Genomic DNA, 11,534 nt, shown 5'->3' with positions numbered 1-11,534 from the left:
CAACCCAACGCTCGTACGCTCGATGAACACCGGGGCCTCCTCCACACCTGTCGGATAGGCCGGGCAAGGCCACTTCCTCGTCCGGTAACCCACGAACATGTGTCAGCGAGGCCCCGGCCCGCAACCACCCTCACACCGAGGGCGTCACGTCATACCGTCTGAGCCCGCCGGGGCTCAGCTCCGCCGCTTGGTGAGGTCGACCGTGCCGGGGAAGGCGCCCGCGCCGGGCCGGACGCGGTACCCCGCCTTGCGGTAGATGCGCAGGTTGCGGTCGCTGCCCGCCCCGGTGTTGAGCCGGTATGCCGTCGTGTCCGCCGGCGCCTGCGCCTCCGCGAACGCGAGCAGCTCGCGGCCCAGGCCGCGGTGCTGCAGGTCGGGGGCCACCATGAGCCTCCCGATCTGCCAGGTGGTCGGGTCGTCGGCGGCGCGCCGTCCCCGGACGGAGGCCACGAGCCGGCCCCCCGCGCGGAACACCCATGTCTGCCAGCGGGTGAGGTCGTCGGCGACCTGCTCGACCGACTCCTCGCCCGCGCCAAACATGCCGTAGCGCGCGATCTCACCCACCCAGCAGGCCCGGGTCAGCACCATCAGCTCCGGGGCGTCGGCCGGGGTGGCGACAGCGAGGTCGAGGTCGGCGAGCGCCCCCACGGGCTGGGAGGCGTGCAGCAGGTCGGGGCGGCGAGCGGCCGTCCGCGCGAGCCGCTGTCGGTGCCGCCAGTCGGCGATGGCCCGGTGGTCGCCGGACAGCAGCACCGGCGGGACGTCGCGGGTGGTGCCCTGCGCCGACTGCCACGAGGCGGGCTTGGTGTAGACGGGGTACTCCAGCAGGCCGTCCTCGTGCGACTCCTCGACGAGCGACTCGGCGTTGCCGATCACCCCGGGCAGGAGGCGGGCGACCGCCTCGGTGACGGCCAGCACCGCCACCTCTCCCCCGTTGAGCACGTAGTCGCCGAGGGAGACGACGTCGACCCGGAGCCCGAGGTCCTCGGCAGCGTGCTCGTACACCCGCTCGTCGATGCCCTCGTACCGTCCGCAGGCGAACGCCAGCCACGGCTCCTGGGCGAGCTCGCGCGCCATCGCCTGCGTGAAGGGCGTCCCGCCCGGACCGGGCACGACGAGGCGCGGTCGCGCACCGTCGGGCCGGTCGACCCCCGACCGCACGACGGCGTCCAGCGCCTCGGCCCACGGCTGCGGCTTCATCACCATGCCGGCCCCGCCGCCGTACGGGGTGTCGTCGACGGTGCGGTGGCGGTCGTGGGCGAAGCCGCGCAGGTCGTGCACGCGCACGTCGAGCAGGCCGTCGCGGCGCGCCCTGCCGATGAGTGACAGGTCGAGCGGCGCGAGGTACTCGGGGAAGATCGTGACGACGTCGATGCGCATCGGGGGCCCGGTCAGCGGTTGAGCTCGAGCAGGCCCGGCGGCGGGTCGAGGACGACCCGGCCGCCCTCGACGTCGACCTCCGGCACGATCGCCTCGACGAAGGGCACGAGCGCCTCCCCGCCCCCGGCGAGCTCGACGACGAGCAGGTCCTGCACGGTCCCGGTCTCCAGGCCGCTCACGCGACCCAGCACGGTGCCGTCGGTGCCGACCGCCTCGAGCCCGACGAGGTCCTCCTCGTACCAGGCGTCCTGCTCCTCGTCACCGGCGACCGGCTCCTCGGCGAGGTCCTCGGCGGCCAGGTAGAGGCGGGTGCCCCGCAGCGACTCGGCCCCGGTCCGGTCCGGGATCTCCTCGAACCCGAGCAGCCAGATGCCACGGTGGACGCGGTGGCTGCGCAGGGTGAGCCGGCGCGGGACGCCCGTGCCGGGCGCGGCCTCGGTGAGGAACGCGGTCCCCTCGACGAACCGTCGCTCGGGGTCGTCGGTGTGCAGCTGCACGGTCGACTCGCCGTGCAGGCCGTGCGGCTTGCCGATGCGGGCGACGAGCAGGGCGTCGGGCGGGAGGGCCATGGGGGCGATCCTCTCAGGGGGACGTCAGGGGTGGACGTGGTGCTGGGTCGGTGATGCGCCCAGCGCATCAGTGCCGCAGCAGCCGCCACACGACGTCGAGGGCCGCCGGGAGCATGCTCCCGGCGGCCCTCGCCGTGGTGGTGGACCGGCTCAGCGCACGCGGTCGGTGTCGACGATGTCGATCCGGACGCCGCGGCCACCGGCCAGGGCACCGACGACCGTGCGCAGCGCGCTGGCGGTGCGGCCGGACCGGCCGATGACGCGACCGAGGTCGTCGGGGTGCACGCGCACCTCGAGGATCTCACCACGACGCAGCTCCTTGCGCCGGACGACGACGTCGTCCTTGTGGTCCACGATCCCCTTGACGAGGTGCTCGAGCGCCTCCTCCAGCACGGTCAGGCCTTGTCCGCGTCGGCGTCGGTGCTCTCCGCGGCAGCGGCACCGGAGTCGGTGTCGGCAGCCGGAGCGACCTCCTCGGCCTTCGGCTCCTCGGCCTTCGGCTCCTCGGTCTTCGGCTCCTCGGTCTTCGGCTCCTCGGTCTTCTTCGCAGCGGCGCGCTTCTTCGGGGTGGTGGCCCCGGAGGCGTCGTCGGAGGACTTGCCGGCAGCGGCGATGGCGGCCTCGTACAGCTCCTTCTTCGAGGGCTTCGCCGGCTTGGTCCGGACGTTGCCCTCCTTCGTGAGCTTGAGGAGGGCGGCGACGGCCTCGGTGGGCTGGGCGCCCTGGCTCAGCCAGTAGTCGGCCCGCTCCATGTCGATGTCGATGACCGAGGGCTCCTCGGTCGGGTGGTACTTGCCGATCTCCTCGATCGCCCGACCGTCGCGCTTGGTGCGCGAGTCCATGACGACGACACGGTAGAACGGGGCGCGGATCTTGCCCATCCGCTTGAGACGAATCTTGACGGCCACGGGTGTGGACCTCTCACTTCCTGGGTTGGTGAGCACGGCGAGACCGGGTGGGGAACACACGGGGAGCCGGGGCTCGGGGTAGGCGTGCGGTCCGGGGTAGAGGGCCCGACCCGCACGGGTACAGCCGCCCATTCTGCCAGACCGCAGGGGGTGCTCCGGACCACGCGGCCGGTCACCAGGGACTGGGCTCGTAGTCCTTGACGAAGCAGCCGTACAGGTCCTCCCCCGCCTCGCCGCGCACGATGGGGTCGTACACCCGCGCGGCGCCGTCGACGAGGTCGAGCGGGGCGTGCCAGCCCTCGGCGGCGATCCGCAGCTTCTCGTGGTGGGGGCGCTCGTCGGTGATCCAGCCCGTGTCGACGGCGGTCATGAGGATGCGGTCGGTCTCGAACATCTCGCCCGCGCTGGTGCGGGTGAGCATGTTGAGCGCCGCCTTCGCCATGTTGGTGTGCGGGTGGCCCGCGCCCTTGTAGCGGCGCGAGAACTGGCCCTCCATCGCCGAGACGTTCACGACGTAAGCCCGCCGCGCCCCTGCCTGCACGGCTGCCCGCATCGCCGGCCGCAGCCGGGACACGAGGAGGAACGGCGCCGTGGCGTTGCACAGCTGGACCTCGAGCAGCTCGAGCGGGTCGACCTCGTCGACGGTGTGGGTCCACGAGTTGGTGCGCTGGGTGTCGGGGAGCAGGCCGCCCGCGTCGACCGCCGTGCCGGCGAGGTGGGCCTCCAGGCTCGCGGAGCCGGCGGTGAGCGACATCGAGGTCATCTGCGCGGCGGTGCGGGCGGCGAGCTCCTGGGCGGCGTGCTCGGCCGACTCACCCTCGTGGTGGGCCACCTGGTGGTGGCCGAGGGTCCTGAGCAGGTTGGCGGGGTGGGCCTCGCTGACCCGGTCGAAGGTCACGATCTCGGGCAGCCGGGTGCCGCGCGGCAGCGGCGCCTCCTCGTTCTCGACGAGGTGGGAGTACGCACCGGGGCTGCGCCGGACCGTCTGGGCCGCGTTGTTGACGAGGATGTCCAGCGGCCCGTCGGAGGCGACCTCGTCGGCGAGCGCGACGACCTGGGTGGGGTCGCGCAGGTCGATGCCGACGACCTTGAGCCGGTCGATCCAGTCGGCCGAGTCCTCCTGGGCCGCAAAGCGCCTCGCCGCGTCGCCTGGGAAGCGCGTGGTGATCGTGAGGTGGGCGCCGTCGCGCAGCAACATCAGCGCGATGTACATGCCGATCTTGGCGCGGCCGCCGGTGAGCAGCGCGCGCTTGCCGGTGAGGTCCGCGCGCTGGTTGCGCTTGGCGTGGCTCTTGGCGGCGCAGGGCGGGCACAGCCAGTGGTAGAACGCGTCGACCGTCGTGTAGTCGGCCTTGCAGACGTAGCAGCCGCGCGCCTTCATCAGCTCGCCCACCGTGGTGCCCACGGGCGGGACGGTGAGCAGGATGCCCTTGGTCTCGTCGTCGATCCGCATCGGCGACCCGGTCGCCGTCCGGGCGAGGAGTGCCTCGTCGTGGTCGACCTGGGGCTGCCTGGCCTCGCGGCGGCGGGCCTTGCGGACCTGCTTGTACATGCGCCCGGTCGCGCGCTTGACCGTCTGGAGGTCGGGGTCGTCGGCGTCGAGGGACGGCAGCTGCGCCAGCACCCGCAGGGCGGCGGCGAGCTCGTCGGGGTCGAGGCGGGCAGCGCCGGAGGCAGCCGCAGCGCCGGAGGCAGCCGCCGCGCCGGAGGCAGCCGGCACGCCGGAGGCAGCCGCGCCGTCGTCGGCGGCCGGGGTCGGCCGCTCGTGGGTGGGGGTGGTCACCGGCTCAGCCACGCCTCGGGGTCGGCCGCGAGCGCCTGCACGTGCGCGGGCAGGTCGCCGGACAGCACGTCCGCCAGCGACGTCTCGTCGAGCACCGTCCGCAGGCTGGCCCGCACCGCGACCCACACGGTCGGCAGGTGCTCCGCGACGCCGTCGTACGCCGTCTCGTCCGGGCGCAGCCCCCGCACCTCGGCGAGCGGTCCGTCGACGGCCCGGAAGACGTCACCCAGGCAGATGTCCCGTGGCTCGGCGGTCAGCGAGTAGCCGCCGCGGGCCCCCCGCGTGCTGCGGACCAGACCGGCCGAGCGCAGGTCGGCCACGATCGCCTCGAGGAACTTGCGCGGCAGCGTCTGGCGGTAGGCCAGGGTGTCGACGCTCACCGGACCCGAGGCGGTGGTCGCGGCCTCGGCGAGGATGAGCATCGCGCGCACCGCGTACTCCGTCCGCGCCGAGATGTCCACGGGCCCCATTGTCGCGCACCGCGCGCCCGCTCCCGACCACGGTCGGCCCCGCGGCCGACGCCGTCGTCGCCGCCCGGCCCGGCAGTGCGGCCCGGCAGCACGGCATACCAGCATGCAAGACATAACGCAGCGTTACTTGACCCATAACGCAGGCCGCACCAAAACTCCTACTCGACAGACCGGATATCCCGCTCCCTCGACAGGACCCGAACCATGCGCAAGCTCGTCCTCCTCGCCCTCGTCGGCCTCGGCGCCCAGCTCGTCGACGGGAGCCTGGGCATGGCCTACGGCGTCACCTCGACCACGCTGCTGCTCGCCATCGGCACGAACCCGGCGGCCGCCTCCGCGACCGTCCACCTGGCCGAGATCGGCACGACCCTCGCGTCCGGCGCCTCGCACTGGCGGTTCGGGAACGTCGACTGGGGCGTGGTGGCGAAGATCGGCATCCCGGGGGCGGTGGGGGCGTTCGCCGGCGCGACGTTCCTGGCCAGCCTCGACACCTCGCTCGCGGCACCGCTGATGTCCCTCGTCCTGCTGTCGCTGGGCCTCTACGTGCTCGTCCGGTTCACCGTGCGCGGCCTGCGCACCGACCGCCTGGGCCACCCGCTGCGCAAGCGGTTCCTGGCTCCCCTCGGGCTCTTCGCCGGGTTCGTCGACGCCACGGGTGGGGGCGGCTGGGGCCCGGTCGGCACGCCGGCCATCCTCGCCAGCGGACGCCTCGAGCCCCGCAAGGTCATCGGCTCCATCGACACCAGCGAGTTCCTCGTGTCGGTCGCGGCCAGCCTCGGCTTCCTGCTGGCGCTCGGCTCGCAGGGGATCAGCCCCGGCTGGGTGCTGGCGCTGCTCGCGGGTGGCCTCGTGGCGGCGCCGGTCGCCGCGTGGCTGGTCCGCCACCTCCCGCCCCGCGTCCTCGGCTCCGCCGTCGGCGGGATCATCGTCGCGACCAACGCCCGGACGCTGCTGAGGTCGGACTGGGTCGACGCCTCGTCCACCACCCGCTGGGTCGTGTATGCCGTGGTGTACGCCGTGTGGGCCGCCGCCGTCGCGTGGTCGGTGAAGGAGCACCGGGCCCAGCGCGACCTCACGGCCGAGCGGGTCGGCACCTCCGGGCGCGAGCTGGCCGCGGACCCGGCCTGACCCTCCGGGCGCGGGCGCGTCAGACGGTGACGCCGCGCAGGACGATGTGCTGGGGCGCGGCCAGGGCCCCGATCTCGGACCGCGGGTCGGCGCCGTAGACGACGAGGTCGGCGTCGGCCCCCTCCTCCAGCCCCGGGCGCCCGAGCCACTCACGGGCGCCCCAGGCGGCGGACCACAGGGCCTCCCCGGGGCTGAAGCCCGCCCTGGTCAGCTCGGCCGCCTCCTCGGCGACCAGGCCGTGGCGCAGCGACCCGCCCGCGTCGGTGCCGACGTACACCGGGATGCCGGCGTCGCGCGCGGCGCCGATCGTCGCGTACCGCCGGTCGTGCAGGGCGATCATCCGGCGGTGGTACTCGGGGAACTTCTCCCGGGCCGGCTCGGCGATCTGCGGGAAGGTCGCGATGTTGACCAGCGTCGGCACGATCGCGATCCCCTGCTCGGCGAACTGGGCGATCGTCTCGTCCTCGAGGCCGGTGGCGTGCTCGATGCAGTCGGTCCCTGCAGCGGCGAAGTCGTAGAGCGACGCCTCCCCGAAGCAGTGGGCGGTCACCCGGGCGCCCTCCTCGTGGGCGGCCGCGATCGCGTCAGTGAGGACGTCCACCGGCCAGCACGGCGTGAGGTCGCCGGCGTCGCGGTCGATCCAGTCGCCGACGAGCTTGACCCAGCCGTCGCCCGCCTTGGCCTCCAGCCGCACCCGGTGGACGAGCTCGTCCGGCTCGACCTCCCAGGCGTAGTTGCGGATGTACCGGCGGGTACGGGCGATGTGCCGCCCGGCGCGGATCACCTTGGGCAGGTCGGGCCGCTCGTCGATCCAGCGGGTGTCGGCCGGGGAGCCGGCGTCGCGGATCAGCAGGGTCCCGGCCTCTCGGTCGGCGACCGCCTGCGCCTCGGACGTGGCGTCGTCGACGGCGCCGTGGGCGTCCAGCCCGACGTGGCAGTGGGCGTCGACCAGACCCGGCAGCACCCAGCCGCGCAGCGTCTCGACGTCCGCCCCGGCGGCGGTCGGCCGGTCGAACGTCAACCGGCCCCCGACCACCCAGGCCTCGGGCCGCACCTCCTGCGGCCCGACGAGGATCTCCCCCTGCAGGTGCAGCACCGGTGCGCTCATGGGCCGACCCTAGCGACCCGTGCACGCACCCTCACCCCGTGCCGCCGCTCCCCTCACCCCGTGCCGCCGCTCCCCCGCGCGGTGGCGCCGCTCCCCTCACCCCGTGCCGCCGCTCCCCCGCGCGGTGGCGCCGGTGGCGCTCGCTCCGGCGCCCCGGGCCGCGTCGTCCCCCCGTGGGAGCACCTCCTCGCGGAGGAGTCCGTCCAGCTCCGACCTGACGGCGGCGACGAGGACGTCCCGGTCGGGCACCCGGTCAGGGTCGGTGACCACGCCGACGACCAGCCGGCCACCGGTCGACAGCACGTCGAAGGACACCGTCGTGTTGCCCGCGTTCACGGCCAGGGGCACGATCCGCCGTACCGGCACCCCTGCCACGGCGAGGTGCCGGGCAGGACCCCGGACGTTCGTCTCGAAGGCGTGCACGAGCCGCTGGTGGTCGAGGAGCCACTGCACCGCACCCAGGGTGGCGAGGAGGCGGAAGACGGGTCCCAGCAGGGCGGAGGAGGAGCCGCGGCGCCCGTGCGCCAGGCGGCCCCTGGCCGCCCGGACGGCTGCGAGTCGCACGCCGGCATCGGTCGTCGCCGGGACGCGGACGGGCAGGACCCCCACGGCGTTGCCCAGCCTCGCCCCGGCCGGGCGTGCGCTCACGGGGACCGACACGGTCAGCGCCCGCACGCTCTCGTGACGGTGCCCCAGCAGCCGGACCAGGGCGCCACTGACCGCGGCGAGCACGACGTCGTTGACGGTGGCGTCCAGGCGCCGGGCCGCGGCGACGACGCGGGCGAGCTCGACGTCGACGACGTCGACCGTGCGGTGGGGCCCGGTCGGCTGCAGCACCGAGCAGGGGTCGGCCAGCCGCACCCGGCGCAGGCCCAGCTCCCTCGCCGCCCACGCCAGCCGGCGGGCCCGCGCCCCCCGTCCGGGGCGACCGGGCTCCTGCCCCCGCCGTGGTGCGGCCGCCGGCTCGCCGGGCGAGGGCGCGCCGCCCACCCGCGGCTCTCCCTTGGCGAGGGCGCCGGCCGCAGCCGGCTCGCTGCCGCCGGCCGGCTCGGCGAGGACCTCGAGCAGGGCGAGCCCACCCATGCCGTCCGTCACGACGTGGTGCGCGACGACGACGACCCCGACCGGGCGTCCGGCGTGGTCGGCCACGACCTCGGCCCGCCACAGGGGCCGGTCCGAGGGCAGCCTCGTCGTCACCAGCCGGGCGAAGTGGTCCAGCAACCGGCGCTCGAGCACGTCGCCTTCGGGTCGGGCGCCGGACGGGGCCCCGGCCGGCTCGGAGGTGTCCAGCCGGACGACCCGCACCGGTGGGGTGCGACCGTCCTCGACCCAGCACGGGCGCCCGACACCCCACGGCGGCCGCTCCAGCCTGCGACCCAGCTCGGCCACCACCGCCAGGCGCCGGCCCACCGTCGCCGCCACCTCCCGGGCGGAGGGTCCGCCCGCGCCGGGCGGGTCGAGGCGCAGCAGGGCACCGAGCTGCATCGGCACACGGGCCCGTCGGTCGGCAGCCAGCTGCATGGCGTCGTCGGCACTGATCCGCGTGGTGCCCACGTCCCGACGCTACGGGCCGGCCGGCCGTCTCGGCCCGGCCCAAGGTCCTGCCGCCCGGATGCCCACGCACGCCCTGAGCAACGTCATGCGCGGGGGTCAGGCGGCCGGGACCTTCGCCACGAACCGGCGCAGCGCCTCGACCACGACCTCGGGGGCGTCCGTGTGGACCCAGTGCGAGGCACCCTTGACCGTCAGCTGCCGCACCCTCGGGAACAGCGCCTTCATCGCCACGGCGTCCTCCGGCTTCACGTACCCCGAGTCCGCGCCCGCGATCCACAGGACCGGACCCTCGTAGGACGGGACGTCACCGGGCGCGAGCGGCCAACCGGCGATGCGGGACCGGGTGCCGCTGTCGGCGTCCGCGGCCACCAGGTCGAGGTTGGCCTGCCAGCGCCAGGAGTCGCCGTGCCGCCGCAGGTTCTGCAGCAGGAACGCCTTGACGCCCGGATCGGGCTCGCTGAACCGTGCCTCGGCGTCGGCCCGGCTGGTCAGCTCCTCCAGTGGGAGCGACTGCATCTCACGGATGTAGCCCTCGAAGCGCTCGAGCGAGCCGTAGGACTTCGGCGCGATGTCGACGACGACGAGCCGCTCGACGAGGTCGGGGTGGTGCAGGGCGAGCGCCATCGCGGTCTTCCCGCCGAGGGAGTGCCCCACGACGACCCAGCGCTCCCCCGGCGCGGTGGCGCGCAGGGTCTCGGCGACGGCCGCGGCATACGCCTCGAGGGAGAACTCCCGCGACCACGGCGAGCGGCCGTGGTCGGGCAGGTCGACGAGGGTGCACCGGGCCCTGGTGCCGTCCGGGCCGGCCAGTGCCTTGGCGACCTGCTGCCAGTTCCGGCCCTGGCCGAAGAGACCGTGCAGGAACGCCACCCGGGGGCCGGCGGTGCCGACCGACAGGGTGTGCAGCGGCGCGGCCGCGCCGCTCACCGGCCGAGGAACTTCTCGAAGCCCTGGGGCAGGTTGGCCGGGTCGAGGTCGGGAGCGCCGTTGCCGGCCGCCGTGCCGCCGCCGAAGGAGGCGCCGGTCGGTGCGGTCTTCGGGGCGTTGGCGCGCTCGGCCGCGGCCCGCTCCTCGGCCGCTCGCTTGGCGGGGTTGCCGGACTTGGACTTCTTGCGCTGCGGCTGCTGCTTGCCCCGCTTGCCGGGTCCGCCGCCCATGCCGGGCATCCCGGGGATGCCGCCGCCGCGGGCGAGCTGCTTCATCATCTTCTGGGCCTCGGTGAACCGCTCGAGCAGCGCGTTGACCTCGGACACCTCGACGCCCGAGCCCTTGGCGATGCGGGCGCGGCGCGAGCCGTTGATCTGCTTGGAGTGCGTGCGCTCGAACGGCGTCATCGACCGCACCATCGCCTCGACCCGGTCGAACTCCTTGGGGTCGAGGTTGTCGAGCTGGGCCTTCATCTGGCCCATGCCCGGCATCATGCCGAGCATCGACTTCAGGCCACCCATCTTCTTCAGCGCAGCCATCTGCGACAGGAAGTCGTCGAAGGTAAAGTCCTCCTCGGCGAGGAACTTGCGCTGCATCTCCTCGGCCTGGCTGCGGTCGAACGCCCGCTCCGCCTGCTCGATGAGGGTCAGCACGTCGCCCATGTCGAGGATGCGCGAGGCCATGCGGTCGGGGTGGAAGACCTCGAAGTCCTTCACCTGCTCGCCGGTGGAGGCGAACATGATCGGGCGCCCGGTGACGCTGGCCACCGAGAGGGCCGCACCACCGCGGGCGTCGCCGTCGAGCTTGGAGAGCACAACGCCGGTGAAGTCGACGCCGTCCTGGAAGGCCAGCGCCGTCTCGACCGCCGCCTGGCCGATCATCGCGTCGATGACGAACAGGACCTCGTCGGGCTCGATCGCGGCGCGGATGTCGGCCGCCTGCTGCATCAGGTCGGCGTCGACGGCGAGACGACCGGCGGTGTCGACGATGACGACGTCGTGCTGGGCCCGCTTCGCCTGCTCGATGCCGGCGCGCGACACCGCGACCGGGTCGCCGAAGCTGCGGGTGCCCTCGCCGGTCGGGCCGACCGCGTCGTGGCCGCCGACGTTGCCGCGCTCCGGCGCGTAGACGGGGACGCCGGCGCGCTGGCCGACGACCTCGAGCTGGGTCACGGCGTTGGGCCGCTGGAGGTCGGCGGCGACGAGGATCGGGGTGTGGCCCTGCTCCTTGAGCCAGTACGCCAGCTTGCCGGCCAGCGTGGTCTTGCCCGCGCCCTGGAGGCCGGCGAGCATGATCACGGTCGGGGGGTTCTTGGCGAACCGGACGGTCCGCGTCTGCCCGCCGAGGATGCCGACGAGCTCCTCGTTGACGATCTTGACGACCTGCTGCCCCGGGTTGAGGGCGGCGGAGACCTCGGCGCCCAGAGCGCGCTCACGGACGGCGTGCGTGAACTGCTTGACCACCGGCAGCGAGACGTCGGCGTCGAGCAGCGCGAGCCGGATGTCACGGACCGTGCTGTTGACGTCGGACTCGGAGAGCCGCCCCTTCCCGCGGAGGTTCTTGAAGGTGGCGGTCAGGCGGTCGGACAGGCTGGTGAACACGCGCCCCAGACTAATCGAGCGGCGGCAACCGGCAGACCAACCGGGTCTTTGAGCGATCGCGGCGGTCAGGACCGCCGCGATCGCTCAAAGACCCGGGAGCGCCGGG

The 11,534-nt window shown here is 74.3% G+C and carries 11 protein-coding genes; 1 reads left to right on the top strand and 10 read right to left on the bottom strand.

The features are described 5' to 3' along the window. Positions 1-174: 174 nt before the first annotated feature. The 6 genes from trmD to ACYVDO_RS12765 all read right to left on the bottom strand — a co-directional run bounded on the left by trmD (position 175) and on the right by ACYVDO_RS12765 (position 5,110). Positions 175-1,380, bottom strand: coding sequence for a tRNA (guanosine(37)-N1)-methyltransferase TrmD (trmD, locus tag ACYVDO_RS12790; protein WP_460936414.1), 1,206 nt, complete (start codon positions 1,378-1,380; stop codon positions 175-177). A gap of 11 nt (positions 1,381-1,391) precedes the next feature. After that, positions 1,392-1,949 (bottom strand): ribosome maturation factor RimM, encoded by a 558-nt coding sequence (gene rimM, locus ACYVDO_RS12785; RefSeq protein WP_460936412.1) that lies wholly within the window; start codon positions 1,947-1,949, stop codon positions 1,392-1,394. Positions 1,950-2,099: 150 nt separating this feature from the next. Further along, on the bottom strand, positions 2,100-2,342 hold the full coding sequence (locus ACYVDO_RS12780; RefSeq protein WP_460936410.1) for an RNA-binding protein: 243 nt from the start codon (positions 2,340-2,342) through the stop codon (positions 2,100-2,102). 2 nt (positions 2,343-2,344) lie between these two features. After that, entirely contained in the window at positions 2,345-2,857 is a 513-nt protein-coding gene (gene rpsP, locus ACYVDO_RS12775) for a 30S ribosomal protein S16 (protein ID WP_460936408.1), read from the bottom strand. Positions 2,858-3,029: 172 nt separating this feature from the next. Beyond that, the gene (locus ACYVDO_RS12770) at positions 3,030-4,577 is read right to left on the bottom strand and encodes an SDR family NAD(P)-dependent oxidoreductase (RefSeq protein WP_460936430.1); all 1,548 of its coding nucleotides are present in this window, start codon (positions 4,575-4,577) and stop codon (positions 3,030-3,032) included. Positions 4,578-4,636: 59 nt separating this feature from the next. Continuing rightward, complete coding sequence (locus tag ACYVDO_RS12765; RefSeq protein ID WP_460936406.1) at positions 4,637-5,110, bottom strand: RrF2 family transcriptional regulator; 474 nt, start codon at positions 5,108-5,110, stop codon at positions 4,637-4,639. A 204-nt stretch (positions 5,111-5,314) separates the two neighbouring features. Here ACYVDO_RS12765 and ACYVDO_RS12760 point away from each other — a divergent pair, with 204 nt between their 5' ends. After that, positions 5,315-6,238, top strand: coding sequence for a sulfite exporter TauE/SafE family protein (locus ACYVDO_RS12760; RefSeq protein ID WP_460936403.1), 924 nt, complete (start codon positions 5,315-5,317; stop codon positions 6,236-6,238). 19 nt (positions 6,239-6,257) lie between these two features. Here ACYVDO_RS12760 and ACYVDO_RS12755 read toward each other — a convergent pair whose 3' ends face one another. The 4 genes from ACYVDO_RS12755 to ffh form a co-directional block, all read right to left on the bottom strand. Beyond that, the gene (locus ACYVDO_RS12755; protein ID WP_460936401.1) at positions 6,258-7,346 is read right to left on the bottom strand and encodes an amidohydrolase family protein; all 1,089 of its coding nucleotides are present in this window, start codon (positions 7,344-7,346) and stop codon (positions 6,258-6,260) included. A gap of 96 nt (positions 7,347-7,442) precedes the next feature. Beyond that, the gene (locus tag ACYVDO_RS12750; RefSeq protein WP_460936399.1) at positions 7,443-8,900 is read right to left on the bottom strand and encodes a wax ester/triacylglycerol synthase domain-containing protein; all 1,458 of its coding nucleotides are present in this window, start codon (positions 8,898-8,900) and stop codon (positions 7,443-7,445) included. Between the two features lie 96 nt (positions 8,901-8,996). Further along, positions 8,997-9,827: an alpha/beta fold hydrolase gene (locus ACYVDO_RS12745; RefSeq protein WP_460936397.1), complete on the bottom strand. Its 831-nt coding sequence runs from the start codon at positions 9,825-9,827 to the stop codon at positions 8,997-8,999. Next, positions 9,824-11,428: a signal recognition particle protein gene (ffh, locus tag ACYVDO_RS12740; protein WP_460936395.1), complete on the bottom strand. Its 1,605-nt coding sequence runs from the start codon at positions 11,426-11,428 to the stop codon at positions 9,824-9,826. Before ffh ends, ACYVDO_RS12745 begins: the two co-directional genes overlap by 4 nt. Positions 11,429-11,534 lie beyond the last annotated feature (106 nt).

It is taken from the genome of Phycicoccus ginsengisoli (assembly GCF_054779295.1).
This window is presented reverse-complemented; position numbering and strand designations above follow the sequence as displayed.

Bases quoted from the DNA above. Each gene is read 5' to 3' on its own strand.
- trmD (WP_460936414.1), bottom strand. From the start codon at position 1,380: ATGCGCATCGACGTCGTCACGATCTTCCCCGAGTACCTCGCGCCGCTC.
- rimM (WP_460936412.1), bottom strand. From the start codon at position 1,949: ATGGCCCTCCCGCCCGACGCCCTGCTCGTCGCCCGCATCGGCAAGCCG.
- ACYVDO_RS12765 (WP_460936406.1), bottom strand. From the start codon at position 5,110: ATGGGGCCCGTGGACATCTCGGCGCGGACGGAGTACGCGGTGCGCGCG.
- ACYVDO_RS12760 (WP_460936403.1), top strand. From the start codon at position 5,315: ATGCGCAAGCTCGTCCTCCTCGCCCTCGTCGGCCTCGGCGCCCAGCTC.
- ACYVDO_RS12755 (WP_460936401.1), bottom strand. From the start codon at position 7,346: ATGAGCGCACCGGTGCTGCACCTGCAGGGGGAGATCCTCGTCGGGCCG.